Annotated in this window: 24 protein-coding genes and 1 other RNA gene; 16 read left to right on the top strand and 9 right to left on the bottom strand. The window is 69.7% G+C overall.

Annotated elements, in window-relative coordinates; all coding sequences use genetic code 11:
* Nucleotides 1-11: 11 nt before the first annotated feature.
* From hemW to pepQ, 4 genes are all read left to right on the top strand, one after another.
* The gene (hemW, locus tag EPA99_RS12230) at nucleotides 12-1,256 is read left to right on the top strand and encodes a radical SAM family heme chaperone HemW (protein WP_129471517.1); all 1,245 of its coding nucleotides are present in this window, start codon (nucleotides 12-14) and stop codon (nucleotides 1,254-1,256) included.
* A 105-nt stretch (nucleotides 1,257-1,361) separates the two neighbouring features.
* Nucleotides 1,362-3,647, top strand: coding sequence for a DUF1631 domain-containing protein (locus EPA99_RS12225; protein ID WP_241688376.1), 2,286 nt, complete (start codon nucleotides 1,362-1,364; stop codon nucleotides 3,645-3,647).
* Nucleotides 3,644-3,991 (top strand): PilZ domain-containing protein, encoded by a 348-nt coding sequence (locus EPA99_RS12220; protein WP_129471516.1) that lies wholly within the window; start codon nucleotides 3,644-3,646, stop codon nucleotides 3,989-3,991. Before EPA99_RS12225 ends, EPA99_RS12220 begins: the two co-directional genes overlap by 4 nt.
* A gap of 66 nt (nucleotides 3,992-4,057) precedes the next feature.
* A complete protein-coding gene (gene pepQ / locus EPA99_RS12215; RefSeq protein WP_164978646.1) occupies nucleotides 4,058-5,383 on the top strand; it encodes a Xaa-Pro dipeptidase in 1,326 nt (441 codons plus the stop codon).
* Between the two features lie 106 nt (nucleotides 5,384-5,489).
* Here pepQ and EPA99_RS12210 read toward each other — a convergent pair whose 3' ends face one another.
* Together EPA99_RS12210 and EPA99_RS12205 are read right to left on the bottom strand one after the other, a co-directional pair.
* On the bottom strand, nucleotides 5,490-6,821 hold the full coding sequence (locus EPA99_RS12210; RefSeq protein WP_129471515.1) for an aminopeptidase P N-terminal domain-containing protein: 1,332 nt from the start codon (nucleotides 6,819-6,821) through the stop codon (nucleotides 5,490-5,492).
* The gene (locus EPA99_RS12205) at nucleotides 6,821-7,363 is read right to left on the bottom strand and encodes a UPF0149 family protein (protein ID WP_129471514.1); all 543 of its coding nucleotides are present in this window, start codon (nucleotides 7,361-7,363) and stop codon (nucleotides 6,821-6,823) included. The genes EPA99_RS12210 and EPA99_RS12205 overlap by 1 nt, the downstream gene beginning before the upstream one ends.
* 137 nt (nucleotides 7,364-7,500) lie before the next feature.
* On the opposite strand from EPA99_RS12205, the gene EPA99_RS12200 reads away from it, so the two are divergent.
* The 7 genes from EPA99_RS12200 to rpiA all read left to right on the top strand — a co-directional run bounded on the left by EPA99_RS12200 (nucleotide 7,501) and on the right by rpiA (nucleotide 12,456).
* Nucleotides 7,501-9,771, top strand: a complete 2,271-nt coding sequence (locus EPA99_RS12200; RefSeq protein ID WP_129471513.1) for a putative bifunctional diguanylate cyclase/phosphodiesterase — start codon at nucleotides 7,501-7,503, stop codon at nucleotides 9,769-9,771.
* A gap of 5 nt (nucleotides 9,772-9,776) precedes the next feature.
* The gene (locus tag EPA99_RS12195; protein WP_129471512.1) at nucleotides 9,777-9,998 is read left to right on the top strand and encodes a TIGR02449 family protein; all 222 of its coding nucleotides are present in this window, start codon (nucleotides 9,777-9,779) and stop codon (nucleotides 9,996-9,998) included.
* On the top strand, nucleotides 9,995-10,294 hold the full coding sequence (locus EPA99_RS12190) for a cell division protein ZapA (protein ID WP_129471511.1): 300 nt from the start codon (nucleotides 9,995-9,997) through the stop codon (nucleotides 10,292-10,294). Before EPA99_RS12195 ends, EPA99_RS12190 begins: the two co-directional genes overlap by 4 nt.
* Before the next feature lie 109 nt (nucleotides 10,295-10,403).
* Nucleotides 10,404-10,587, top strand: a non-coding RNA gene (gene ssrS, locus EPA99_RS12185) — 6S RNA.
* A gap of 54 nt (nucleotides 10,588-10,641) precedes the next feature.
* Nucleotides 10,642-11,229 carry a 5-formyltetrahydrofolate cyclo-ligase gene (locus EPA99_RS12180; protein ID WP_129471510.1) on the top strand — a complete coding sequence of 196 codons (588 nt, stop codon included), beginning with the start codon at nucleotides 10,642-10,644 and terminating at the stop codon, nucleotides 11,227-11,229.
* Entirely contained in the window at nucleotides 11,226-11,705 is a 480-nt protein-coding gene (locus tag EPA99_RS12175) for an EVE domain-containing protein (protein ID WP_129471509.1), read from the top strand. The genes EPA99_RS12180 and EPA99_RS12175 overlap by 4 nt, the downstream gene beginning before the upstream one ends.
* A gap of 103 nt (nucleotides 11,706-11,808) precedes the next feature.
* Nucleotides 11,809-12,456, top strand: coding sequence for a ribose-5-phosphate isomerase RpiA (gene rpiA / locus EPA99_RS12170; RefSeq protein WP_129471508.1), 648 nt, complete (start codon nucleotides 11,809-11,811; stop codon nucleotides 12,454-12,456).
* A gap of 201 nt (nucleotides 12,457-12,657) precedes the next feature.
* Here rpiA and EPA99_RS12165 read toward each other — a convergent pair whose 3' ends face one another.
* Nucleotides 12,658-13,041 (bottom strand): helix-turn-helix domain-containing protein, encoded by a 384-nt coding sequence (locus EPA99_RS12165; RefSeq protein WP_129471507.1) that lies wholly within the window; start codon nucleotides 13,039-13,041, stop codon nucleotides 12,658-12,660.
* A gap of 82 nt (nucleotides 13,042-13,123) precedes the next feature.
* Between EPA99_RS12165 and EPA99_RS12160 the strand changes: the two genes are divergently transcribed.
* From EPA99_RS12160 to EPA99_RS12145, 4 genes are all read left to right on the top strand, one after another.
* A complete protein-coding gene (locus tag EPA99_RS12160) occupies nucleotides 13,124-15,022 on the top strand; it encodes a DNA methyltransferase (protein ID WP_129471506.1) in 1,899 nt (632 codons plus the stop codon).
* A complete protein-coding gene (locus EPA99_RS12155) occupies nucleotides 15,019-17,967 on the top strand; it encodes a DEAD/DEAH box helicase (protein ID WP_129471505.1) in 2,949 nt (982 codons plus the stop codon). Before EPA99_RS12160 ends, EPA99_RS12155 begins: the two co-directional genes overlap by 4 nt.
* Before the next feature lie 82 nt (nucleotides 17,968-18,049).
* Nucleotides 18,050-18,496, top strand: a complete 447-nt coding sequence (locus tag EPA99_RS12150) for a DUF192 domain-containing protein (protein ID WP_129471504.1) — start codon at nucleotides 18,050-18,052, stop codon at nucleotides 18,494-18,496.
* Nucleotides 18,497-18,544: 48 nt separating this feature from the next.
* The gene (locus tag EPA99_RS12145; protein ID WP_129471503.1) at nucleotides 18,545-19,390 is read left to right on the top strand and encodes a SirB1 family protein; all 846 of its coding nucleotides are present in this window, start codon (nucleotides 18,545-18,547) and stop codon (nucleotides 19,388-19,390) included.
* A gap of 34 nt (nucleotides 19,391-19,424) precedes the next feature.
* On the opposite strand, the gene waaA is transcribed toward EPA99_RS12145, so the two are convergent.
* Entirely contained in the window at nucleotides 19,425-20,714 is a 1,290-nt protein-coding gene (gene waaA, locus EPA99_RS12140) for a lipid IV(A) 3-deoxy-D-manno-octulosonic acid transferase (RefSeq protein WP_129471502.1), read from the bottom strand.
* 58 nt (nucleotides 20,715-20,772) lie between these two features.
* On the opposite strand from waaA, the gene lpxL reads away from it, so the two are divergent.
* Entirely contained in the window at nucleotides 20,773-21,708 is a 936-nt protein-coding gene (lpxL, locus tag EPA99_RS12135) for an LpxL/LpxP family Kdo(2)-lipid IV(A) lauroyl/palmitoleoyl acyltransferase (RefSeq protein WP_129471501.1), read from the top strand.
* 467 nt (nucleotides 21,709-22,175) lie between these two features.
* On the opposite strand, the gene EPA99_RS12130 is transcribed toward lpxL, so the two are convergent.
* The 5 genes from EPA99_RS12130 to EPA99_RS12110 form a co-directional block, all read right to left on the bottom strand.
* Nucleotides 22,176-23,075 carry a lysophospholipid acyltransferase family protein gene (locus EPA99_RS12130; RefSeq protein WP_129471500.1) on the bottom strand — a complete coding sequence of 300 codons (900 nt, stop codon included), beginning with the start codon at nucleotides 23,073-23,075 and terminating at the stop codon, nucleotides 22,176-22,178.
* Entirely contained in the window at nucleotides 23,062-24,396 is a 1,335-nt protein-coding gene (locus EPA99_RS12125) for an O-antigen ligase family protein (RefSeq protein WP_425479201.1), read from the bottom strand. The genes EPA99_RS12130 and EPA99_RS12125 overlap by 14 nt, the downstream gene beginning before the upstream one ends.
* Nucleotides 24,377-25,498 carry a glycosyltransferase gene (locus EPA99_RS12120; RefSeq protein WP_129471498.1) on the bottom strand — a complete coding sequence of 374 codons (1,122 nt, stop codon included), beginning with the start codon at nucleotides 25,496-25,498 and terminating at the stop codon, nucleotides 24,377-24,379. The genes EPA99_RS12125 and EPA99_RS12120 overlap by 20 nt, the downstream gene beginning before the upstream one ends.
* Before the next feature lie 27 nt (nucleotides 25,499-25,525).
* Entirely contained in the window at nucleotides 25,526-25,720 is a 195-nt protein-coding gene (locus tag EPA99_RS12115; RefSeq protein ID WP_129471497.1) for a zinc-finger domain-containing protein, read from the bottom strand.
* 502 nt (nucleotides 25,721-26,222) lie between these two features.
* Complete coding sequence (locus EPA99_RS12110) at nucleotides 26,223-26,942, bottom strand: YceI family protein (RefSeq protein ID WP_129471496.1); 720 nt, start codon at nucleotides 26,940-26,942, stop codon at nucleotides 26,223-26,225.
* Nucleotides 26,943-26,955 lie beyond the last annotated feature (13 nt).

Genomic DNA, 26,955 nt, shown 5'->3' with positions numbered 1-26,955 from the left:
CGATGTCTTCCATGGCTCCCTCTTCCAGCACTGACGGCCCCGGCGCGGGGCTTCCCGCATCGGCCGAGCCGCCGCGGGAGGAGCAGCATGCCGGGCAGCCGCAGCTGATCCCGCCGCCGCTGTCGCTGTATGTGCACCTGCCCTGGTGCGTGCGCAAATGCCCGTACTGCGATTTCAACTCGCACCAGGGCAAGGGCGCGCTGCCCTTCGAGGCCTATGTCGATGCCCTGATCCGCGACCTGGACCTGGACCTGCCGCTGGTCTGGGGCCGTGGCATCCACAGCGTGTTCTTCGGTGGCGGCACGCCCAGCCTGTTCCCGCCCGAGGCCATCGAGCGCTTCCTGCAGGCGGCCAGCGCGCGGCTGCGCTTCGCGCCGGGCTGCGAGATCACCCTGGAGACCAACCCGGGCACGGCCGAGCACGGGCGCTTCGACCAGTACCTGCGCGCCGGGGTGAACCGGCTCAGCTTCGGCATCCAGAGCTTCGATGACGGCTGCCTGCAGCGGCTGGGCCGCATCCATGACAGCGCCCAGGCGGCGGCCGCGGTGAAGCTGGCGCAGGACGCCGGCTTTGACAACATCAACCTGGACCTGATGTATGCCCTGCCCGGGCAGGACCTGGAGATGGCGCTGAACGACCTGGAGCGCGCCTTCGCGCTGGATCCGGCCCATGTCTCGCACTACCAGCTGACCCTGGAGCCCAACACGGTGTTCTTCGCGCGGCCGCCGGCCGGCATTCCCGAAGAGGACGACGCCTGGGACATCCAGGAAGCCTGCCAGGCCGCGCTGGCGCAGGCCGGCTACGCGCATTACGAGGTCAGCGCCTACGCGCGCCCGGACCGCCAGTGCGCGCACAACCTCAACTACTGGCGCTACGGCGACTACCTGGGCATCGGTGCCGGCGCGCACGGCAAGATCACCCTGGGCGCCGAACAGACCATCCTGCGCCGCTGGAAGCACAAGCATCCGGTCACCTACCTGCAAACCGCCGGCACCGCGGCCGCCATCGGCGGCGATGACCGCATCGCCCCCAAGCGCAGGCCGTTCGAGTACATGCTCAACCTGCTGCGCCTGCGCGAGGGGTTTGCGCTGCGGGATTTCAGCGCCCGCACCGGCCTTGCGCCCGAATTCATCGCACCGGCGCTGCAGCAGGCCTTGGCGCGCGGTTGGCTGGAGCAGCAGGACGGGCGCATCGTGCCCACCGAGCTGGGCCGGCGCTTCACCAACGATGTGGTGGAGTTGTTCCTTGGCAGCTGACGGCCGGTCCGCGCCGCGGTTTTCGTCCTTTGTTCCGAGGGACGTGCTACAAGGCGCTTCGGAGAAAACAACCAGATGTTCTCAGCGATGACCGCCAGGACGCCCGTGTCGCCTGTGTCCAAGGACACCCTCGCCTCGGCGGCCCTGCCGCCCCGGGTCCATCGCATCCTCGATGCGCTGCTGTCGGAGATCACCATTTCGCTGACCGAGCGGATGGACGTCCTGCTGACCGACCTGGAACAGCAGCTGTTCCGCCTGGCCGAGCGCTCGCGCAACAACGACGTGCAGTCCGACCACCTGGCCAACCTGCATGGCCTGCGCCAGCACCGCGCCGACCTGCTGCCGCTGTTCATGGCAGAACTGGAAGGCGATATCGCCCGGATTCGCGCGCGGCAGCGCAGCAATGAGCCGGCCGACGCGCCGCAGATCGAATTCAATGCGCTGACCCTGGTGGCCACCGAAGCGATGGACCAGGACGTGGTGCTGCGCGACATCGCGCGCCGCCACGAGTACCGCAACCAGGAAGCGCTGTTCACGCTGGGCCAGCGCTTCGGCGTGCTGGCCGCGCGGCCCGCGCTGGACGTGGAAGAAGTGCCGCTGGGCCCGCAATCGCTGTGCGAGGCCCTGCGCAAGGCGGTGACCTCCCTGCCGGTGGACCTGGAAACCAAGTTGCTCCTGTTCCGCACCTTCGACCAGAAGGCGCTGGCCGACTACGAGGGCTGGCTGGCCAACGTCAATGCGCGGCTGGCCGAGCACGGCGTGTTGCCGGGCCTGGTGTTCGACCCGACCCATGCGCGGCCGCGCGGCACCCCAGCCCCGCGCCCACGGCCGGAGGATGCCTCCGCCAAGCGCGCGCCGGCGCCGCCGGCGCCCGGCCAGCCACCGGCCACGCCAGGCGCGCCACCTCGGCCTCCGGCCGCTGCCAGCCTGCCCGACTTCGGGACGCTGCAGCGGCTGCTGTCGGGCCGCCGCCAAGCTGTGGCCGCAGGCAGTGGCCCGACCCTGGCACGCATCGGTGGCGCACCGCCGGCGGCCATGCAGGCGCCCGGCCAGGCCGGATCGACCGACACCCCTGCGCCCGGCCTGCGGCGCCCGGTGCCGATGGCCACGCCGGACGTGCTGGGCAGCCTGTCGCATCTGCAGGCCGCGCCTGTCGCGCCGCGACAGGGCCAGCGCAGGCGCAGCATGCTCGACATCCGCGACGCGGTGCTGACGCAGATGCGCCTGCTGCACGGCCCGGAAGCGGCGCTGGCCCCGGCCGAGTCGGACACCTTCGAGCTGCTGGACCTGTTCTACAACCAGATCGAGCGCGAGGTGAAGACCGACGCGCCGGCGGTGGACCTGCTGACCCAGCTGCAGGTGCCGGTGGCGCGCGCGGCGGTGCAGGACCGCGAGTTCTTCACCCACTCCCAGCACCCTGCCCGAGAGCTGTTGAACACCGTCGCCGAGTCCGGCGCACGCTGGCTGGGCGAGGAAGAAGTGGACCCGCAGCTGCTGCAGAAGCTGCAGCAGGCCGTGTCCGCCGTGCTGGCCCAGTACCAGGGCGATAACGCCGTCTTCGCCAAGGCTAACGAGGAGGTGCAGGAGCACTTCCGCCTGGCCGCCCGTCGCGCCGAGGTGGCCGAGCGCCGCCACGTGGAAGCCGCGCGCGGCCGCGACCGCATGGAGGTGGCCAAGCAGCAGGCCGCCGATACCATCGCCGAGGCCTTCGTGGCCGAACCGCCGCAGAAGTTCGTGCAGGCCCTGCTCAAGCAGGCCTGGGCCGACGTGCTGACCCTGACCCTGCTGCGCCAGGGCGAGGAGTCGCAGGGCTGGCAGGACGCGCGCGCCCTGACCCACCGCATCGCCCAGACCCTGGCCCGCCACGACGCCCTGCCCGACCGTGAGCTGGGGCAGCAGATCGAGGACGCCCTGACCCGCGTGGGCTACCACGATGACGAGGCCGCGGCGATCGCGCGCCGCTTGTCCTGCAACGCCGAGGACGAGGTCGGCTCCCGCACCGAGCTGGCCGCCCGCCTGAAGGCGCGCACCCAGCTCGGCGGCGGCGCCCCTGCCCCGCGCAAGCGCGCGCGGGCGCCGCGCAGCGAGGCCGAGGAGGCCTGCTACGGCCAGCTGCGCACCACGCCGTTCGGCACCTGGTTCGAGTTCGTGGTGAACCAGCAGGGCGATGCGCAGCGCAAGCGCCTGTCCTGGTTCAGCCCGCTCACCGACAACGCCTTGTTCGTGAACCAGCGCGGCCAGAAGGTCGGCGAATACGTGCTGGACGAGCTGGCCAGGCTGATGGCGATCCAGCAGGTGCGGGTACTGCCCGAACAGCGCGAGACCCTCATCGACCGCGCCTGGCGCGCCACGGTCGGCGCCCTGCGGTCCCTGGCCGGAGCCACGCCATGATCCACGACCTGCGCCGTGCCCCGCGCCAGCCGGTGCGCGAGACCATGACCGTCACCGACGCCATGACCGATGTGCCGATGGGGCAGGTGGGCAACCTGTCCGAGACCGGCATGCTGCTGATCGCGCACGTGCCGGTGGGCGAGAACGTGCTGTACCAGCTGCAGTTCCCGGTGAGCGGCATCCACGGCAGCGAGACCATCGATGTCGGCGCCCAGGTGCTATGGCACGGCATGGCCAACACGCCCGGGCGGGTGTGGGCGGGCCTGCGTTTCCTGACGGTGTCCGAGGCGCACCTGCAGGCGCTTCGGGCCTGGATCGCGCGCGCGGCGACCCAGCCGCGCTGAGCGTTGGCGCTGCGCGCATCGGCCCGATGCGGCAAAATCGCGGACTTTCCGCAGTGAGCCGCCACCATGTCCGTGACCGATCCCGCCCCGCTCTACGCCGATCATCTGCGCGTGCTCATGCAGCGCGCCGGAACCGCGCTGGAGCGTGGCGGATTGGATCACCTGGTCATCCCCAGCGGCACCCAGCACGCCAAGCTGTTCGACGACCAGGCCTATCCGTTCTTCGTCAATCCGCAGTTCAAGGCGTGGCTGCCGCTGCTGCGCGTGCCGCATAGCTGGATCGTCTACACGCCCGGGCAGCGGCCCAAGCTGATCTTCCTGCAGCCCTTCGACTACTGGCACGCCGTGCCCGATGCGCCCAGCGGCTGGTGGGTGGCGCACTTCGACATCCACATCATCCGCACGCCCGACCAGGCCCTGCCGCTGCTGCCCGGCGATGCCGCACGCTGCGCGATCCTGGGCGAGCCGCAGAGCACGCTGGGCGCCTTTGCGCCCAACAACCCCGAAGCGGTCGTGCAGTACCTGGAATACCACCGCAGCTACAAGACGCCCTACGAGGTTGCGCTGATGCGCCAGGCGCAGCAGCTGGCCGTGCGTGGCCACCGCGCCGCCGAGGCGGCCTTCCGCGCCGGCGCCAGCGAGTTCGCCATCCACATGGCCTACTGCGCCGCGGTCGGCCAGGACGCCAACGACCTGCCCTACGGCAACATCATCGCCCTCAACGAGCACTGCGCGGTGCTGCACTACACCGAGCTGGGCCGCACCGCGCCTGCGCCATCGCGCAGCTTCCTCATCGACGCCGGCGCCGATGCCGGCGGCTATGCGGCCGACATCACCCGCACCTACGCGACCGACACCGGCAGCGAGTTCCAGGCGCTGATCGATGCGGTGGACCAGGCGCAACAGGGCATGTGCCGGGCCGTGCGCGCCGGCACCGACTACCGCCAGCTGCACATCGACGCGCACCTGACCCTGGCCGGCATCCTGCGCGATTTCGATGTCCTGAAGGTCTCGCCGGAAGCGGCCCTGGCCAGCGGCGTCAGCGCTGCCTTCTTCCCGCACGGGCTGGGCCATCCGATCGGCCTGCAGGTGCACGACGTGGCCGGCTTCGCCGCCTCGGACCACGGCGGCCGCATCGAGCGCCCGCAGGGCCATCCCTACCTGCGCATGACCCGCGTGCTGGAGCCGGGCATGGTGGTGACGATCGAGCCGGGGCTGTACTTCGTGGACATGCTGCTGGAGGAACTGCGCGGCAATGGCCACGCCGACGCGGTGAACTGGTCGCGCGTGGACGCCTTCCGTCCCTACGGCGGCATCCGCATCGAGGACGAGGTGCTGTGCACCGAAGGCGAGGCCGACAACCTCACCAGGCCGGTATTCGCGGCGGCCTGAGCCGGACGCGTAAGTCGCACCATCACGATTTCCCTGTGGGAGCGGCTCTAGGTGGCCTCGGGCCATCAGCCGCTCCCACAGATGCTTTTGTGGGGCGACGATCTCTTCAGGCCACGCGCGCGGCCATGACGGCCTCGATTTCCTCGGCGCTGCGGGCCAGGGCGGCGGTCAGCACCTCGTGGCCGTTGGCGGTGATCACCACATTGTCCTCGGTGCGAATCCCGATGCCACGCCATTTCGCCGCCACCGAGGTGTCGTCCGGGGCGATGTAGAGCCCGGGTTCGATGGTGAACACCATGCCCGGCTCCAGCAGGCGCGACTGCCCATCGATGCGGTAATCGCCCACATCGTGCGTATCCAGGCCCAGCCAGTGGCCGGTCTTGTGCCGGTAGAAGCGCTTGTAACTCGCTTCGGCCAGGTTCTCTTCCAACGTGCCGCTCAGCAGGCCCAGCTGCAGCAGGCCCTCGGTCAGGGTCTCCACCGCGGCCTGGTGGCCGGCCTCGTAGGGCACGCCCGGCCGCGCCTGGGCCATGGCCGCCTGCTGCGCCTGGGTGACCAGGTCGTGCAGGGCCCGCTGTTCCGGGGTGAAGCGGCCGTTGACCGGGAAGGTGCGGGTGATGTCGCTGGCGTAGCCGCGGTACTCGGCCCCTGCATCGATCAGCACCAGCTCGCCATCGCGCGCGGCGGCGTTGTTGGCCACGTAGTGCAGCACGCAGCCGTTGGCACCGGCGCCGACGATGCTGCCGTAGGCCGGCCAGGCGTCGCTGGCGCGGAACACGCATTCGATCACCGCCTGCAGCTGGTACTCGTGCACGCCGGCATGGGCCCCGTGCATGGCCGCAAGATGCGCCTGCACGCTGATGTCGGCCGCGCGCTGCATCAGCCGCAGCTCGTCCTTGGACTTGAACAGCCGCTGCTCGTGCAGCAGGTGTCCCAGCTCCAGGAACTCGTGGGGCGGCTGCGCGCCATGGCGCACCTGCGCGCGCACCTGGTTGACCCAGCTGATCAGCGTGCGGTCGAACTCCGGCTCGCGCCCGAAGTGGTAATACACGCGCGAGCGGCCTTCCAGCAGCCCGGGCAGGATCTCGTCCATATCCTCGATCGGATAGGCATCGTCCATGCCGTAGCGCTCCACCGCGCCTTCCTGGCCGGCACGCGGACCATCCCAGCTTTCGCGCTCGGGATCGCGCGGGCGGCAGAACAGCACCACCTCGCCATGGCGGCGGCCGGGGATCAGCGCCAGCACCGCCTCGGGCTCGGGGAAGCCGGTCAGGTACCAGAAGTCCGAATCCTGCCGGTAGGGGTAATGGGTATCGAGGCTGCGCACTCGCTCGGGGGCGGCCGGCAGGATGAGGATCGCGTCCTCGCCGGCCATCTGCATGAGCTGCTTGCGGCGGCGCGCGAACTCGGCCGCAGTGATCCCGGAGGCTGCCTTCATCAGTTCAGGCGCTGGCGGTGGCGGGTGGCCAGCACGCAGTCGCTGTGCAGCAGCAGGGCGGCCACGCGCACGAATTCCTCGATCTCGGCCAGCGCGTCCTGGTCTTCCTCCTCCTCGCCGGTTTCCGGCGCGGCCTGCGCCAGGCGCGCCAGGTCGCCCAACGCCTCCTGGCCTTCCTCGGACAGCGGCGGCTTGGCCCCGGCGGCCAGGCCGAAGCCGCCAAGGAAGCCGCGGCACCAGTCGAACAGCGCGGCGGCGCGCTCGGTCGTGCCCTGGTCGGACGGGGGCAGCAGCAGCTCGAAGCCGAAGCTGCGGTCCTCCAGCTGCTGGGCGCTGGTCTCCTGCAGCGTTTCCAGCACGCTGCCGGCGGGTACCGGCGCCAGGGCATCGTCGGCCAGCACCTTGGACGGCCACTGCGCGCTGGCCTGGCCACCCCCGGCCAGCCAACCGCACAAACCGCCGTGCAGCTCGCTCGCACTGGCGCCCAGCGACAGCCGCTGCGCCGCCTGTTCCACTTCCTGCACGCTCGGCAGTCCGGTCATTGCATCTCTCGCTTCTGTTTCTGCATGCGCATTGCGGAAGTTTAACAAGAACCCCCTGATTCAAGGCTTGTTACCGGTTCCAGCGCTGCCTACACTCGATGGGTCATCCGGCGCCTCTTCCGATCTCCGCGGACGCAATGCTTCCAGCGCCTTTCCTGGCTACAAGCCTCATCCAGACCGGCCGCCTGCCGTGGCTGCTCCTATCGTTGCTGATCCTGATCTTCTCCCTGGTCATCGGCATCCACTCGTACCTGCGCACCCGCCGCGAGCAGTCGGCGTCCTCGGTCATCCCTGAGCTGCCGCAGGATCGCCGCGACGAATACCTCAAGCAGGCGCTGTGGGCCTCCGGCGAACACTTCTGGGATTACGACCTGGTGCATCGCCGCTTGCATCGCATGCACGCCGGCGAGCGTCCACGCAGCGGCGCGATCACGGTCCTGGAAGACGAACAGGACCTGCCCCCCATCCACGAGCAGGACCTGCCGCTGGTGATGGAACGCCTGCGCGCGCACCTGCAGGGCGACACGCCGGTCTTCGCCTCGGAACATCGCATGCGGCTGGGCCAGGACCCGACCTGGGTCTGGATCCGCGCACGCGGCCGGGTGGTGGAGCACGGCGCCGACGGCAGCCCGGTGCGCCTGGCCGGGGTGGCGCGCGATGTCACCAACAGCCGCCGCGCCGCCTACGAGCACCGCATCGCCAGCGAGGTGATGCGCAGCATGGGCGAGGCGGTGGCGGTGCTGGACTGGGAGTTCAACTTCGTCACGGTCAACCCGTCCTTCACTCGCATCACCGGCTACAGCGAGGCCGAGGTGCGCGGGCAACCGGTCACCGTCATCGGCAGCCCGCAGAACGCCGAGGACCTGCGCGCGCGGATCCAGCTGCCCCTGACCCGCGACGGACGCTGGTCGGGCGATGTCTGGAACGCGCGCAAGGACGGCGACGAGGTGCTGTGCCGGATCGACGCCAACGAGGTTCTGGACGCCGATGGCGAGCGCCACCTCTACGTGCTGATCTTCAACGACATCACCGACCAGAAGCGCGCCGAACAGGAGCTGCGCTACCTGGCCAACTACGACACCCTCACCGGCCTGCCCAACCGCGCCCTGCTGTCCGAGCGGCTGTCGCGGGCGGTGGTGCGCGCGCGCCGCGAGGGCGGGCGGGTGGCGGTGCTGTTCGTGGACCTGGACCGTTTCAAGGACATCAACGACTCGCTGGGCCATGCCACCGGCGACCGCATCCTGCGCGCGGCGGCCGCCCGCGTGCAGCAGGCCGTGGGCGCCCAGCACACCGTGGCCCGCCTCAGTGGCGATGAGTTCACTGTCATCGTCGAAGGCATCGCCTCGCATCAGCAGGCCGAAGCGGTGGGGGCGCGGGTGATCGAGGCCTTCCACGCCCCGCTGGCCTTCGGCGAGCGGCTGGAGATGGCGGTCTCGCCGTCCATCGGCATCAGCCTGTATCCCGACCATGCGCAGGTGCCCTCGGACCTGCTCAAGCATGCCGATACGGCCATGTACCAGGCCAAGGCCGCCGGTCGTCACACCTACCAGCTGTACTCGGTGGCGATGGACGAGAAGACCAAGCACCGCGCGATCCTGGCCAGCGGCCTGCGGCGGGCGCTGGAGCGCGAGGAGCTGTATCTGGTCTACCAGCCGCGCATGGGCCTGGCCTCCCAGCAGATCGTCGGCGCCGAGGCCCTGCTGCGCTGGGAGAGCCGCGAGTTCGGCAGCGTGGCGCCCAGCGAGTTCATCCCGCTGGCCGAGGAGACCGGGCTGATCCTGGAGATCGGCACCTGGACCCTGCGCCAGGCCTGCCAGACCCTGGTGGACTGGCATGCGCAGGGCCGCAGCGACCTGTCGGTCTCGGTCAATGTCTCGGCCCTGCAGCTGCAGCGCGGCGACCTGAGCCGGGTGCTGGAGACGGTGATCGCCGAGACCGGCGTGGACCCGCGCCGGCTGGAGCTGGAGCTGACCGAATCGACCATCATGGCCAATCCGGCCAAGAACGCCGACACCCTGCGCGCCTGCCGCCAGCTCGGCGTGGCCCTGGCCATCGACGACTTCGGCACGGGCTACTCCTCCCTGTCCTACCTCAAGCGGCTGCCGCTGACGACGCTGAAGATCGACCAGGAGTTCGTCCGCGACCTGACCCACAACGCCGACGACCAGGCGCTGACCCAGATCATCATCAACATGAGCCGCTCGCTGGGCCTGAACGTGGTGGCCGAGGGCGTGGAACATGCCGGCCAGCTGGCGTTGCTGCAGGCCAACGGCTGCGATGAGGTCCAGGGCCACTACATCTCCCGCGCCCTGCCCGGGCCGGAGTGCCTGGCCTTCATCCTGGAGTATTCCCCCGGCACCGGGCACGGCGCGCTTCCCTTGACGCCGCCTGCGCGCACGCTATCGTGAGCCCCATGTCCTCCGACGACACCCTCGAACAGCTCCGTGCCCTGGCCTCGCGCGTGCATGAGCTGGCCGACCGCTGCCAGCGCCTGGGCGAGGAGAACCGCAGCCTGCGCCAGCAGCAGGAACAGCTGATGAGCGAGCGCTCGCAGCTGATCGCCAAGAACGATGCGGTGCGCTCGCGCGTGGAAGCGATGATCACGCGCCTGCGCTCCCTGGAGCAGCACACGTGAACAACGAAGCGGTCAACGTCCACATCCTCGACCGCGAGTACACCATCGGGGTCGAGCCCGGCGAGCGCGGCAGCCTGATGGCCGCCGCCAAGCTGCTGGACACGCGCATGCGCGAGGTGCGCGGCAGCAACAAAATGACCGCCGTGGACCGCATCGCCGTGCTGGCCGCGCTCAACCTGGCCCACGAGCTGCAGCAGATGCGCGATGAGCAGCACCAGCGCCAGCGCGAGTTCACGCGCATCATCGACGACCTGCAGCATCGCCTGGACCAGTTGCCCGACGGCACTGCGCGCTAGGCGCAAAAAAACCGCCTGCCATCACACGATGTCGATACAACGCAGCGCGCGCTGAACCGGACCGACGAACGGGGTGTGCAAGCGGGGGCACGGGGCTATACTGCGCCTGCATCCTCTGCTGTGTGCGACAGCGTCAAAACATTCGCCTTGTCCCTTAATAACGACACCGGGGCAGCGACGGAAGCCGGGAGCGCAAGTCCGCCTTGTAGCGGGAAGCCCGATGGCGCTAGAGCTGTCCCACTTGGACCTCGGGTTCAAGGTCGTTTCGAAGCATCGCCATTGGCGGAGGATGTATTGAATCTTCTAGAATGCCGCGCCCTGCACCAGGACGCGGCATTCTTTTTTCCATGACCGAAAGCGATGCCCTGCCTGCCCTGCGCCGCACGCTGCGCGAGCGGCGCCGCGCCCTGCCGGCCGCGCAGCGCATCGCGGGTGCCGAGGCGCTTGCGGCCAGGCTGCTGGCCCTGCCCTTCCTGCCCGATCGCGGCTATGTCGCCGGCTATTGGGCGACCGACGGCGAGATCGGCCTGCATGCCTTCCAGCTCAAGCTGCCGCCGGGCCTGGTGTACTGCCTGCCGGTGCTGTACGGCGAGGAACTGCGCTTTGCGCCCTGGCGCCCGGGCGATGCGCTGGTGACCAACCGCTTCGGCATCCCCGAGCCCGACCTGGCGCCGTCCTCGGCGCTGGAGCCTGCGCAGATGGCGCTGGTGGTGATGCCGCTGGTGGGATTCGACGAGGCCGGCCACCGGCTCGGCATGGGCGGTGGCTGGTACGACCGCAGCTTCGCCGCGCGCGCCCACGCCCCCGCCCCGCCCTGGCTGGTGGGCGCGGCCTTCGAAGCCCAGCGCGTCGCCCTGCCCCCGCCCCGGCCGTGGGACGTGCGTCCCGATGCGATCTGCACCGAATCGGCCACCCTCATCCCGGAGTCCCGATGACCGCGCGCAAACGCTACTGGCTGATGAAGTCCGAGCCGGACGATTTTTCCATCGACGATCTCAAGCGCGTGGGCACCGAGCCCTGGACCGGGGTGCGCAACTACCAGGCCCGCAACTTCATGAAGGCCATGCAGGTCGGCGACGGCGTGCTGTTCTACCACTCCAATGCCGAGGTCCCGGGCATTTACGGCATCGCCGAAGTGGCCTGCACCGCCTATCCGGACCCCAGCCAGTTCGACAGGAAGTCCAAGTACTTCGACGAGAAATCCAACCCCGAGCAACCGCGCTGGGAGCTGGTGGACGTCAAGTACGTACGCCACCTCAAGCACGGCATCAGCCTGAACCAGATCCGCGAGCATGCCGAGCAGCTGGGCGAGGACTTCGCCCTGATTCGCAAGGGCACGCGGCTGTCGGTGCTGCCGGTGAGCGCGGCGCAGTGGAAGCTGCTGCTGTCGCTGGAAGGCAGAAACGAGTGAGGAGGAACGAGGAACGAGTGACCACTCGCCTCCGCTCCTCCGCTCAGCTCGCGCCTGCCTTCCACTCGTTTCTCGTTCCTCTCCACTCGTTCCTCAAAACCCCATGACCGAAGCAAAGCGCCTGGCTGGCGAAAAAGCCATCGACTACGTCCAGGACGGCATGATCGTCGGGGTGGGAACGGGTTCGACCGTGGCCTACTTCATCGATGCGCTGGGGGCGATCAAGGATCGCATCAAGGGCGCGGTGTCCAGCTCCGAGCAGAGCACGCAGCGCCTGAAGGCGCATGGTATCGAGGTGCTGGACCTGAATCACACCGGGACCCTGTCGCTGTACGTGGACGGGGCCGACGAGTGCGATGCCAACAAGTGCCTGATCAAGGGCGGCGGGGCGGCGCTGACGCGCGAGAAGATCATCGCCCAGGCCAGCCAGCAGTTCGTCTGCATCATCGACCCGGCCAAGCAGGTCAACACGCTGGGCAAGTTCCCGCTGCCGGTGGAGGTCGTTCCGATGGCGCGCAGCCTGGTCGCCCGCGAAATCCTGGCCATGACCGGCGGCCAGCCTGTCTGGCGCGATGGCGTGGTCACCGACAACGGCAACGTGGTGCTGGACATCCACAACCTCACCATCAGCGATCCGGTGGCGATGGAAAAGGCGATCAACCAGATCCCGGGCGTGGTCTGCGTGGGCCTGTTCGCCCAGCGCCGCGCCGATGTGGTGATCGTCGGCGGCCAGCCGCCGCAGGTGCTGTAGGAGCCTGTCCACGGACTGTCGACCGTGCGGGTGGCAAGCGCGGGCCGGTGCAAGCTTGTGTGGGAGCGGCTTCAGCCGCGAAGAGGCCTTATCGGTTAAGCCTCATCGCGGCTGAAGCCGCTCCCCCAAGTCGCTCCCGCAGCTGCGAGCGCAGGGAGACCAGGCTCAAAGCCGCTCGTGACGGCCATCCCGCAGATCGGGCTAGCGGCCCGGCTCTGCCAGCAGGTCGATCAACTCACGCACCACCTTCCGGCGCTCGGCCGGCAAGGCCAGGTAGGCGTCGATGGCATGCTGGTCGCGCGCATTGGTCGTCCAGCCCAGGCGCTCCTCGGCCACCCGCCCGGCGCGCCGGGTCTCGCCATACAGCTGACCCGCTTCCAGCTTCAGGGCCTTGGCCAGGGCGCGCACGTTCTGCGGCTTGGGCATGGCCTTGCCACGGATCCAGTTGTGCACGGCTTGCGGCGTGACCGCCTCGCCGCCGTAGGAGGACACCAGATCGGCCAGCTCCTTGCTGCCCTCGCCCAGTCCGGCATCGCGCAAGGCCTTGCGCAATCGTTCCCCGAACTCGGCCTGCTCTTTCTTCATGCCGCCACGGTAGGGCGGGCGGTCGTCACGACTGTCAATTAATGCTTTATCCTTTCATCAATCAATGATTGATGGAGCCTGGATGGCGCGCTCGCTGCTGGAAGAACTGCCCAGGATCGTCAGCGAGGGACGACAGGCGGCCGAGCGCATCCTGGAAGGGCTGGAGCGCCGCCACCGCGTGCGCCTGCAGACCCGGGAATGGGTGCTGCCCGCCAGGGATGCCGCCGCGGCTGACTGGATCGCCCAGGTGCAGCGCCAGGACGCCCTGCAGGCGGCCGCCACCGGCACGCAGGGGTGGTGCAACCGCCTGATCTACGGCGACAACCTGCTGGCGATGGCGGCCCTGCTGGCCGGCGATGCCGACACGCCTTCGCTGCGGGGCGCGGTGGACCTGATCTACATCGATCCGCCGTTCGACTCCAAGGCCGATTACCGCACCCGCATCACCCTGCCCGGTGTCGAGCTGGAACAGCGCCCGACGGTGATCGAGCAGTTCGCCTACTCGGACACCTGGTCCGATGGCACCGCCTCCTACCTGCGGATGATCGTGCCGCGGCTGGTGCTGATGCGCGAGCTGCTGGCGGACACCGGCTCGATCTACGTGCACCTGGATGGCCACGTCAGCCACTACGTGAAGATCGCGCTGGACGAGGTCCTGGGCAAGCCGCAGTTCCGCAACGAGATCGCCTACTGCTACAGCGGCGGCGGCGTGCCGCGCCAGGAGATGCCGCGCAAGCACGACACGATCTTCTGGTACTCCAAGGGCGCCCACTGGACCTTCAACACCCAGTACCGCCCCTATTCGGAAGGCACCCTGCAAAGGGGGCGCACCGCGGTCAAGGGCGCCGATGCCCAGCTTCGAACCGAAGGCACGCCCATCAACGACTGGTGGCCCGACGTGAAGAAGATCACCAGCCCCACCGACCCGGAGAAGCTCTACTACGACACGCAGAAGTCCGAGGACCTGCTGCGCCGGATCATCGAGATGGCGACCAATCCCGGCGATCTCGTGCTGGACCTGTTTGGCGGCAGCGGCACCACCGCGGCCGTGGCCGAAAAGCTGGGCCGCCGCTGGATCACCTCGGACCTGGGCAAGCCGGCCTGCATGATCATGCGCAAGCGCCTGATCGACCAGGGCGCCAGGCCCTTCCTCTACCAGGCCATCGGCGACTACCAGGTCGAGGCCGCCAAGTCCCACCTGGGCCGCAGCTTCCGCATCGGCGACCTGTCGGAGATCGTGCTGTCCCTGTACGGCGCGCAGCCGCTTCCGGCCGAGGAAAATCCGCTGCGTAACCTGGGCCAGATCGGCTTCGGTGGCCGCAAGACCCTGGTGCTGGCCGACTCGCCGAACAAGCTGACCGGTGATGCCACGCTGCGCAGGGCGATCGCCCAGCGCGACCACCTGATGGGCGGCTGGGATCGGGTGGTGGTGCTGGGCTGGAACTTCGAGCCATCCATTGGCCAGAGCCTGGCGGCGCTGAAGGACCCGAACCTGGAAGTGCTGGTGATTCCGCCGGACCTGCTGGACCGCCTGCGCAAGAAGGGCGGCATCGAGAAGCTGCGCGGCCAGGTGCGCTTTTCCAGCCTGCAGTACCTCACCCTCAAGCCAAGCCAACGCGCGCCCACCGCCCATGGCGAGCGGCTGACTGTGACGCTGGACAACTACGTGCTGCTCTCGCCCGAGGCGATCAACCTGGACGAAGACCATCGCCTGCGCCTGCACAAGGTGCTGGCCGCCGAGCCGCTGGCGATGATCGAGTACTGGGCGGTGGATCCGGACTACGACGGCCAGGTGTTCCGCTCGGTCTGGCAGGACTATCGCGGCAACACCGACAGCGACGGCGACCCGCTGCGCGTGATCGCCCAGGCCCGCTTCGACGTGCCGGCGCGCAGCGGCGCGCGCCGGGTCTGCGTGCGCGCGGTGGATGTGTTCGGCTTCGAGTCGGAAGTGGTGCAGGACGTGCCGGAGCCGACGGCATGAGTTCGAACCCCGAGGGCCTGCTTCCGTTGGCCGGCGCGCTGACCGCCCGCACCAATCAACTCTCACTGGGCCTGGACAGCGTCGATGCCGAGCTGCTGGAGCTGGTCACGCCGACCACCGCGGTCCTGCTCCGCTGGTGGTTTTCGCACGAGGCGATCAGCAGCCGCACGTTCAACTTCCACGCGGGCCAGCGCCAGGCCATCCTCAACACCATCGTCGCCCACGAGGTGCTGGATGCACACAGTTTGGCCGACCTCTACGACAAGGCCTGCCCCGAGGCACTGCTGGAAGACCGCTGCGCGCTGCTGACCGAGCTCAACCAGCCCAGGCACGCCCACCCCAAGTACTGCCTGAAGATGGCTACCGGCACCGGCAAGACCTGGGTGCTGCAGGCGCTGATGGCGTGGCAGATGCTCAACCGCACCGCGGCGCTGGAAGAAGGCCGGCAGGATCCACGCTTTACCCGCCACTTCCTGGTAGTCGCCCCGGGCCTGATCGTCTACGAGCGCCTCCTCGATGCCTTCCTGGGCAAGCTGCGCGCGGACGGCAGCCGCGATTTTTCCAGCTCCGACGTGGCCGCCCATGCCGAGCTGTTCGTCCCGCCGGCCTGGCGCGAGCGCTTTGCCCAGTTCGTGCGGGGCAACGTCTGCACCAAGACAGAGATCGGCCTGAAGGCCACCGGCAACGGCCTGATCGCCATCACCAACTGGCACCTGCTGTCCGAGGCCGGCGAGCAGGCGCTGGCGCAGGATGAGGACGACCAGACTGCCACCGGCGGCATGCGCGCCGAGGCGCATATGGTCGCCAACGCGGCGCTGCCGTTGGCGCCGGGCCGCACGACGGGCAACAGCCTGGACGTGCTGGACCGACGCTGGACCCGCGGCAACGTCCTGTCGTTCCTGTCCGGGCTGTCCGAGTTGATGGTCTTCAACGACGAGGCCCATCACATCCACGCGCTCAAGCGCGAGGGCGAAGCGGACGAGGTGGAATGGCAGAAGAGCCTCAGTCGCATCGCCCAGGGCAAGGGGCGCGGCTTCGTGCAGGTCGACTTCTCGGCCACGCCCTACAACGAGCGCGGCGGCGGCAAGGACAAGGTGTGGTTCCCGCACATCGTGGTGGATTTCGACCTGCGCAAGGCCATGCGTGCCGGCCTGGTGAAGTCGCTGGTGCTGGACAAGCGCAAGGAACTGGGCGCCCTGCCGCTGGAGTTCAAGGCCGAACGCGACGAGACCGGCCAGCCGGTCCTGGCCGAAGGGCAGCGGGTGATGCTGCGTGCCGGCCTGCAGAAGCTGCGCAAGCTCGAAGCCGAGTTCGCCACGCTCGACCCGCTGCGCCGCCCCAAGATGCTGGTGGTCTGCGAGGACACCGCCGTCAGCCCGCTTGTCGTCGCCTTCCTGCAGGACGAAGGCCTGCACGCGCAGGACGTGCTGAGCGTGGATTCGGGCAGGAAGGCCGAGCTGGGCGAAAAGGACTGGGCGCCGCTGCGGCAGCGCCTGTTCGAGCTGGACCGGCACGCCCAGCCACGGGTGATCGTCAGCGTGCTGATGCTGCGCGAGGGCTTCGACGTCAACAACATCTGCGTGATCGTGCCGCTGCGCTCCAGCCAGGCGCAGATCCTGCTGGAGCAGACCGTCGGGCGTGGACTGCGCCTGATGTGGCGCGAGCCCGAGTTCGCCGACCTCAAGCGCGAGAACCGCGAGCGTATCGACCGCGGCCAGGAGCCGGGCAACCTGATCGACGTGCTGTCCATCGTCGAGCATCCGGCCTTCGAGCGCTTCTACGACGACCTGCTGGCCGACGGCCTTGCAGGGACGCTCACCGATCCGGACGGCGCCAGCAGCATCGGCGACCTGCTGCAGGCCGGCCTGCGCCAGGACCACGCCCGCTACGATTTCGCCCTGCCCTTCATCCTGCGCGATGCCGAGGAGACGGTGGAGCACGCGCCGATCCCGGTGCAGGCGCTGGCCCCGTTCACGCAGATGGGGCGCGCGCAGCTGGAAGCGCTGCTGGGCAAGGGCGAGACCTTCGTGTCCCAGGACCTGCAGAGCAGCACCCTGTTCGGCGATTACCGCGTGGACGGGATGCCGATGCAGGTCGGCGGCTACAACGAGTTGCTCTCGCGCCTGACCCGGCGCATCGGCCAGGCGCTGAGCCACCCGCTTCCCGGCGGCAACCGCATCGCCGAGCGCATGCCCACGCCTTATCTGCAGGTCGGCACGGTCGCCCTGGCCGGCGCGCTGGACGACTACATCCGCGAGCGCCTGTTCGGCGAGCCTTTCGAGCCCTTCGCGCACGAAGGCTGGCGGCTGTTGCTGCTGCAGCCGGTGATCGATCACATCGTCAAGGTGTTCGGCCTGGCCTTGGTGCGTGCCGAGCAACGCGGTCTGGTCGGCGAAGTCGAGGTACGCCATCGCCGCCTGTCCGAGGTCGAACGCATCCCGGTGCGCGCAAGCGCGTCGATGGAAGTCGGCAAATGCATCTACACCCACCAGGGCTGGCCCTCGCGCAGCGGCGGACTGGAACGGGCCTTCATCGAGTGGGCGCAGCGCGATGCCAGCGTGCTGGCCTTCTGCAAGATCAGCGAGCACCGTCACGATTTCGCCCGCCTGCGCTATGTGCGCGAAGACGGCCTGCCCGGCTTCTACATCCCGGACTTCTTCGTGCGCACCGCCGAGACGATTTATCTGGTCGAAACCAAGGCGCAGGGACAGCTGGGCCATCCCAACGTGCAGCGCAAGCTCAGGGCGGCCGTGGCCTGGTGCGAGCGGATCAACGCACTGGCCCCGGCCGCGCGCGATGACCGGCAATGGGCGTATGCGCTGGTGGGCGAGTCGGTGTTCTGGGACTGGAAGCACAAGCACGCCGGCATGGACGCGCTGCTGTCGTTCTCGCAAGTCCGGCAGACGCTGGACACCGCCGCACAGGCAAGCCTGCCGCTGGACTGAGCGCGCGCGCGACGGTGGCCCCACCCTTGACGCCCATGGCCGGGGCTGCGACAAAGCACGCACACTCGCCGAGCGTTGTTGCATGCCGCTGTCGCGTTTCGCATCGATCATCCTGCTGTTGTGCCTGGGCGCCTGCGCCCGCGGCGGCCACTGGGTGGAGCTGGCCGGCCACCGCTACCAGGTGGAGATCGCCGACGAGGAGGGCGAACGCGCGCGTGGGCTGATGTTCCGCGATGCGATGGACGCCGACCACGGCATGTTGTTCATCCACCCGACCCAGCAGCCGCTGGCGTACTGGATGAAGAACACCCACCTCCCGCTGGACATCCTGTACTTCGACCGCGACCTCAAGCTCATCGCCCAGCGCCGCAACGTGCCGCCCTGTTCGGCCGGCGATGCCTGCCCCTCCTACCCCAGCCGGGCGCCGGCGCAATACGTGCTGGAACTGAACGCCGGCAAGGCGGCGGAGATCGGCGTCCAGGACGGCGCGGTGCTGCTGCTGTCGCCTGACATCCAACGGGCCAAATAACGGACGAGCGGTCTTGATGTTTCGCCCGCGCTGCCGAATATAGAAGGCATGGGGGAACATCTGACATTGCCGGACTGGAACGCGCTGTCATCGCATGGCGATGAGACCTTGCCGCTGCTGGGCACGGCGCTGTTGATCGCACGCGACGAGTATCCGCAGCTGGACGCGGATCTCTACGACACGCTGGTGCAGAGCCACGCCGAGCATCTGCGGCACGAGGTGGACAGCATCACGCCCTGGCCGCTGAAGATGGCGGCGATCAACCGCCACCTGTTCGAGGAGCTCGGTTACAGCGGCAACCACGACGAGTACTACGACCCGCGCAACAGCTATCTCAACGAGGTCTTCGAACGACGGCTGGGCAATCCGATCTCGCTGGCGCTGGTGCAGATCGAGGTGGCCCATCGCCTGGGCGTGCCGCTGGACGGGGTCTCCTTCCCGGGCCACTTCCTGGTGCGGCTACCGGTGGACGATGGCCTGCTGGTGATGGATCCGTTCAACGGCGGTCGCCCGCTGGGCGCCGACGAACTGCGCGAACGCGCCCGCCCGCACCTGGGCGGGGATGTGCCCGACGACAACGCCCTGCTGCAGATCCTGGACCCGGCATCCAACCGCGCCATCCTGGTGCGCATGCTGCGCAACCTGCATGGTGTCTATGCCGAACGCGGGGAATGGGACCGCGCCGCGCGTAGCGCCGACCGGGTCCTGAAGCTGATCCCGGACCAGCCCGAGGCCACGCGCGACCGCGGCCTGGCGTACCTCAAGCTGGACTACCACAAGGGCGCGCGCGCAGACCTGTCGCGCTACCTACACCTGTCGCCGAGCGCCAACGATGCCCACGCCATGCGTGAACGCCTGATCGAGCTGGGCATGTCGCGCGGGCGCACGCACTGACCCGGCCAGGCCTTCAGGCCGAGCCGGCGGTCGATTACTGGGGCAGGTCCGGGGCCACCATCGCCAGGGTCTTCTCCAGCGCGCCACGCCCGGCTTCGACCAGCGCGCAGCCGGCCTTCACCATGGCCATGCGCCGCTGGGTATCGGCCAGCAGGCGCTCCAGCAGGGTGATCAGCTCCTGGGCATCGGCGCAGATGTCCAGCGCCCCGGCCTCCTGCAGCCGCCGCGCGATCTCGGTGAAGTTGTGCAGGTGCGGGCCGGTCACCGTGGCCGTGCCCACCGCCGCCGGCTCCAGCAGGTTGTGCCCGCCGATGGCCTGCAGGCTGCCGCCGACGAAGGCCACGTCGGCGCAGCCGTAGAAGGCCATCAGCTCGCCCAGCGTGTCCAGCACGAAGACGTCATCGCCCGCGGCAGGCCAGGTATCGGCACGGCGGCTGCCGACGTGGAAGCCGGCCTCGCGCGCCAGCTCGGCCGCGCGCCCGAAGCGCTCGGGATGGCGCGGCGCCCACAGCAGCAGCAGGTCCGGCCAGCGTCGACGCAGGGCGCGGTGGGCCTCGATCACCGCGGCTTCTTCGTCCTCGTGGGTGCTGGCGGCGATCCACACCGGGCGCTCGGGCTGGTGGGCGTGGAAGGCCGCGCGAATGGCCTGGGTCTTGTCCGGTACGGCGATGTCGAACTTCAGGTTGCCGGTGTCCACCACCTGCTCGCGACAGGCACCGAGTTGGATGAAGCGCTCGCCATCATCGTGCGACTGCGCGCCGACCTTGCGCACCACCCCGAGCACGCGGCGGATCAGCGCCGACATCACCCGATAGCCCTTGAGCGAACGCGCCGACAGGCGCGCGTTGAGGATGTACACCGGCACGCCGGCATCGCGGCAGCCGAACAGCAGGTTGGGCCACAGCTCGGTCTCCATCACCAGGCCCACCGCCGGCCGGTGCTGGTGCAGGAAACGCCGCACCGCGCCGGGGATGTCGTAGGGCACGTAGACGTGCTCGACCGCCTCGCCCCACAGCGCGCGCACGCGCTCGGACCCGGTGGGGGTGATGGTGGTGACCAGCAGCTTCAGGTGCGGGTGGCGCTTGCGCAGGGCGTTGACCACCGGCGCGGCGGCATTGACCTCGCCCACCGAGACCGCGTGCACCCACACGTCCACCGGGCGCGGGCGGCCCTCGTAGGAGGCATAGCGCTCGTTCCAGCGCTGGAAGTACTCGCGCGAGCGGAAGCCGCGCCAGATCAGGTGGTACAGCGTCACCGGCAGCAGCGCGTACAGCAGTGCCGAATACAGGCCGCGCAGCAGGCGCTCGGTGAAGTCCTTCCTCATCGGCGGAAGGATACCCGGCCCGGTCGCGGCGCAGGAGGCGCCCGCTACAATGGCCAGCATGGCTGAAGCACGACCGGACCCCTCCCCGCGCGACCCAGGACCTGCGCCGCTGGCGCCCAGCCAATGGGGGGTGTGGCTGGGCGTGGGCGCGGCCGCACTGGCCGCGCGCCTGCCCTGGCGCCTGCAGCGCTGGCTGGGCGCGGGCGTGGGGCGTCTGCTGGCGGTCCTGCTGCCCAGCCGCTACAAGGTGGCCGCGCGCAACCTGGAGCTGTGTTTCCCCGAGATGAGCCCGCTGCAGCGCCAGGCCCTGCTGCGCGAGAACTTCCGCGCCTTCGGCATCGGCCTGTTCGAGTTCGCCCGCGCCTGGTGGGGCTCGGTGGAGCCCATGCGCAAGGGCCTGAAGGTCGAGGGCCTGGAACACCTGGAAGCAGCGCTGAAGCCGGGCAAGGGCGTGATCGTCATCTCCGGCCACTTCACCACGCTGGAGATCTCCGCCCGGCTGATGTGCGACTACGCGCCGCTGGCCGGCATGTACCGGCCGCACGACACCGGCGCGATGGAGTGGGCGGTCAAGCGCGGGCGCCTGCGCTATGCCCAGGCGATGTTCACCCGCGACGAGCTGCGCCCGGCGCTCAAGCACCTCAAGCAGGGCGGCCTGCTGTGGTTCGCGCCGGACCAGGACACCCGTCGCGGCGAGAGCGTATTCGTGCCCTTCTTCGGGCATCCGGCCTACAGCCTGACTTCCACCCACCAGCTGGCGCGGCTGTCGGGCGCGGCGGTGATCGCCTTCGCCCACGAGCGACGCGCCGATGGCGGCTACACGCTGCGGCTGTCGCCGCCCTTCGCCGATTTCCCGTCCAAGGACGCCACCGCCGATACCGCGCGGGTGATCGGGGCGATCGAGGCCATGGTGCGCGCGGTGCCTTCGCAGTACCTGTGGCTGCACCGGCGCTTCAAGCGCCAGCCCGACGGCCAGGGCGCGCTGTACGAGTGAGCGCGGCGGCGGGCGATGCCCGGCGAAGCATTGCGAGTTGGGTGTTCCTGCAACGTAGGGTGGACAACGCGAAGCTTGTCCACCACGGACCAGGCGATGCATCGCTCAAGCGTGAGTCGCTGCGCCCAACGCCCAGCTCGTCCAGGCGCACGCGGGCGGACGCGCTCGATGCGATCTCGCTGCATCTCGTGATGGTGGATGGTGGAGCGTCATCCACCCTACTCGGGGCATTGAGATTTGGGTGTTCCTGCAAACGTAGGGTGGACAACGCGAAGCTTGTCCACCTGCATCAGGCGACGCATCGCCCTCTTCAGGCGATCGTCCATGCTGCATGGCGGCGCTTGCCGAGCGCGCCCGCGCCAACTGGTGGATGGTGGATGGTGGGGCGTCATCCACCCTACCTCGGGCTTTTGGCGGCGCCTGTTCCGCATGTCCACGGACCAGCCTACGGCGGCCGCGCCAGGAGCTCAACGATAGAACGGCTCGGTCTCGGCTGGCGGGCGTGTCTTGAAGCGCCGATGGACCCACAGGTACTGCTCCGGGTGCTGGCGCACGAAGGCCTCCAGCTCGGCCATGTAGCGCGCCGCATCGGCGCTGGCATCGCCGCTGGGCCAGCCGTCCCAGGTGGCGGTCAGGCGGATGTGGTAGCCGCCATCGTCGCGGCGATGGAAGAAGATCGGGATCACCATCGCGTTGCCGCGACGCGCCAGCTCCGGCGTGGTGGTCAGGGTCGCGGCGGGGATGCCGAAGAACGGCACGAAGGCATGCTGGTAGTTGAAGTTCTGGTCGGCCAGGTAGGCCACCACCGCGCCACGATTGAGCGCGCGCAGCAGCCCGCGCACGTCCTTCTTGGCGATGACCCCGGCAAAGACGCGGTGGCGGGCGGCATCGACCATCGCTTCGATGCAGCGGTTGTTGTAGCGGCGCGCCATGACCTCCAGCGGGTGTTGCAGGTGGAGGGACAGCAGGCGGGCGGCCAGTTCGGTCTGCACGTAATGCCCGCCCAGCAGCAGCACGCCCCGACCCTGCGCCAGCGCCGCCTGCAGGTGCTCGCCACCCTCCAGCGTGGACAGCCCGCGCAGGCGGCGCATGGGCGCGTACCAGGCGCGCAGCAACTCCAGCGCCCCGGTCACGGTGGCCTGCAGGTTGCGCGCGAGCAGGCGCTTGCGCGCCGCGGTGTCCAGCTCCGGGAAGCACGCCTGCAGGTTGCGCGCGGCCACCCGGCGCCGACGCCCCAGCCAAGGCCAGGCCAGCCAGGTCAGCGCCGCGCCCAGCGCCAGCAGCATCGGCTGCGGCAGCCGGGCGATGAGCTGGCCCAGCCATACCACCGGCACCAGCAGCGGGCAATGCGGCTCAGCCCTGGCCATCGCCCGTGCCGAGCAGGCTGCCCACGTACAGCGCCGCCAGCAGCAGCGTCACCCCGCCCCAGAATGTGGAATAGAACGCCAGGTGGGTGTTGAGCGGGAACACGGTCACCGCCAGCGCCAGCATCGCCGGCCGCGCCTGCGCGCGCGCTGCCGGCTCGGCGTAGCGCCAGGCGCGGATCGCCAGGGCGGCGCCCGCGCACCACAGCAGCAGCCCGAGCACGCCGGTCTCGCTGAGGATCTCCAGCACCAGCTGATGCGCGTGCAAGGCCGGGCCCTGGCCCCAGGCCGGCGCGCTTTGCGGGGCCGGATCGCAGGCCGGGAAGGCCTCGCGGAAGCCGCGCACGCCGATGCCATTGATCGGCGAACTGGCCACCATGCAGCCAGCCGCCTGCCAGATGCGCGCGCGCCCGGACAGCGCATTGTCCACCCCGGCCTCATCGCCCGACATCGCCGCGGCGGTGCGCTGCAGACGCTGCTGCAGCTGCGGCGACAGCGCCGCGGCGCCGGCGGCGGCGAACACGCCGAGCAAGGCGATCAACGCCAGGCGCCGCACGCCCAGCAGCTGCCAGCCGGTGACCGCCGCCACCAGGGCGAAGGTGATCCAACCGGCACGAGCCCCTCCCATCAGCACCACCAGCCCGACCGCGGCCGTGGCCAGCAGCCAGCCGGCAACACCGAAGCGGCGCGCAGCGGCAATCAGCAGGAACGGCGACATGCTGGCCATCACCAGGCCGAGCTTGGCATTGCACGGACCCAGCACGCCGCTGAGCCGGTCGCCCGCGGCGATGTCCTCCATCGCGCACATGCCGTGGCCACTGAACTGCCACTTGAGCTGGTCCAGCGACCAGAACAGCGGGCTGATGCCGGTGGCGATCTGCACCAGCGCATCCAGAGTCCAGGCCGCGACGATGATCGCCAGGCCATCGAAGGTGCGCTGACGGCCCGTGGGCGTGGCCACCGCCGCGGCGACCAGCCACAGGAACGGCAGGTAGCGCAGGTCCGCAGCCGACTCGCCCAGCGCCCGGCCCACGTCCACCGCGCCGGGCGCGGACAGCAGCTCCGGCGCCCAGTACGCGGCGAACAGCGCGCTGCTCAGGGCCCAGGCCGGGCCGCTGAGCAGCCGCCCCTGCCCACGCATGCGCACCACCAGCACGCGCCCCAGACCGGCCAGCGCGCCCAGCGCCAGCACGGCCTCGGCATAGCCCGGCATCGGCCACAGCGCGACGAAGGCCAGCACGAAGGCCGGCGCCCAGCGCCAGCCGGTGACCGGCAGCGCAGCCGTGCGCGAGGACAAGGACGCCTCAGCGGCGCTCATCGGCAAGTTCCTGATAGAGGGACAAGGTGGCGTCCTGCATGGCCTGCAGGGTGAAGGGCATCGTACCCGGCGCCGGCGCGGCCGCGGTGAGCAGCTGGCGCGTGGCGGCCAGCAGGGCGGCGCGGTCGAAGGCCGGCACGGCGCCGGCCGGTTGCAGCTCGGCCAGCAGTTCCCCCACCCCGCCATGGGCCCAGCCCACGACATGGCGCCCGCAGGACAAGGCCTCGATCACCGTGCGGCCGAAGGATTCGGGCTTGCGTGAGAGCTGCAGGACCAGATCGCTGGCGGCGTAGGCCTGGGCCATGTCCGCAGTGGCCGGGCTGCAGACCATGGCCTGGGCCACCCCGAGCGCCTGCGCCTGCTGCTGCAGTTCGGCCAGGTAGGCCTCGCGCCCGGGCTGGACGATGCCGGGCATCCACAGCCGCGCCGGCACCTCCTGCCCGCGCAGATCGGCCAGCAGCTGGATGGCATCGGCATGGCCCTTGAGCCGGGTGCCGCGCCCGGGCAGCAGCAGCAGCGGACCGTCGCTAGCCAGTCCGGGATGACGCGCGGCGACCGCGCTACGTGCTGCCGCATCCGGCCAGGGGCGGTACGGGAAGCTCGCCGGGTCCAGCCCGCGGGGGATCACCCGCAGGCGCGCCTGTGGCACCTTCGGATAGTGCGTGGCGACGAAGGCGCGCACGGTCTCGGACACGCAGATCACCCGCTCGCCGCTGGCCATCACCGCGCTGTAGCGGCCGGGCGTGTTGAGGCCGTGCACGGTGGTGACCCAGCGCGGCCGCGTCGCGGCGGGCAGCCGGGCCAGGGCCAGTCGACCGATCCAGGCCGGCAGCCGCGAGCGCGCATGCACGATGTCAGCGCCGACCTCGCGCAGCAGCCGCGCCAGGGCGCCGATCCGCAGCAGGGTCATCGGCGACTTGCGGCCGATGTCCAGTTGGACGTGGCGCGCGCCGGCGCGCTCCAGCTGCGGCACCAGCCGGCCACCGGCGGAGACCACGACCGCGGTATGGCCGGCCTGGACCAGCGCCTGGGCGATTTCAAGGGTGGAGCGCTCCACGCCGCCGGATTCCAGGGCCGGCAACAGCTGGACGATGGTCAGGGGGCGCATCGGCAGCGGCGCGGGACGCGCCGGCGATCAGTCCTGCAGCACGAAGTGCGAGCCGCAGTACGGGCACTGGGCCTCGTGGTTGGGCTCGCTCTCGATCGGCAGGTACACGCGCGGATGCGAGTTCCACAGCGCCATCGACGGCAGCGGGCAGCTCAGCGGCAGGTCGGCGCGCTGGACGGTGTAGCGCTTCTCGGCATTGGCGGGCGCGGCGGTCTGGCTCATGGCGTGGGCGGTCGTAGGCGTGAAGGCGGCGAGTTTAGCAGCGGTGGGCAAATATCAACGAGAAGGTCCTCACCAGCCAAGCGAAGGATTGCGGCGTTGGGCCTTTCAGCTTCAGGAGGGCAGCTGTCCAGTCGCCCGTGGCCGCAGCGCGTCGGGTGGACAACGCGAAGCTTGTCCACCAAGTCGCTCGCGGCGGCTGGGTCGCCCAAAAACCCTACCAGGCTGTTCCGCGGTTCACTTGAGCAGCCGTGCCAGCCATCAGGCAGACCCGCGGCGGAGATTGGCAGATCGCCGCGCCCACTTCATCCGGTCCAGGGCGATGGTGGATGAAAAAAGCGTCATCCACCCTACGGCGCTGTGCTGAGGGCGCGCCATCTCGATGGCGAGGACAGCGATGGAAAAGGGCCGGCACCGCACGCAGGCGGGGCCGGCCCTCGACGAGACACATCTGCCGCGCCGCACGCGTGCCGATTGGCCACGCGGCGGCGGGTGTATCGCTGGCTTACTTGGCCGCTTCGGCAGCGCCTTCCGCCGCCGGAATCGTGCCTTCGGTGGTGATGCGGACCTTGACCTCGTCGCTGACGTTCGGGGCGTAGGCGCCCACGCCGAAGTCGCTGCGCTTGAGCGTGGTGGTGGCATCGAAACCGATCGCCGGCACCTTCTTCATCGGGTGGTCGCCACCGTTGTTCAGCGTGACATCCAGGGTGACCGGCTTGGTCTGGTCCTTGATGGTCAGATCGCCAGTGACGGTCAGCTTGTTGGTGCCGGCCGACTCGACCTTGGTGCTCTTGAAGGTGGCGGTGGGGAACTTGGCCGCGTCGAAGAAGTCGGCGCTCTTGAGGTGCTCATCGAACTTGGCGGTGAAGCTGTTCAGGCCGCTCAGCGGCAGGGTCACCTCGACGCTGGACTTGGTCACGTCGGCCGCGTCGTACACCAGCTTGCCCTCGACATTGCCGAAGTGCGCGCTGGGATTGGAGAAGCCGAAGTGGCTCCACTGGGCCAGCACGTCGGTGTGCGACGGATCCAGCACGTAGGTGCCGGAGGCGGCCTGGACCGCGGTGGCGGCCGGGGCGGCCTCGGTGGCGGGCGCTTCGGCGGCCGGTGCGGCGGCGGCCGGGGTCTCGGCGGCAGCGGCCGGCTGGGTCTCTTCGGCCGGCTTGGAGCAGGCGGCAATGGCCAGGGTCAGCGCCAGCGGAAGCAGCAGTTTCTGGGTGGTACGCATGGAAGGCGACTCC

Source organism: Pseudoxanthomonas composti, from assembly GCF_004122095.1.
Lineage (GTDB): Bacteria > Pseudomonadota > Gammaproteobacteria > Xanthomonadales > Xanthomonadaceae > Pseudoxanthomonas_A > Pseudoxanthomonas_A composti.
This window is presented reverse-complemented; position numbering and strand designations above follow the sequence as displayed.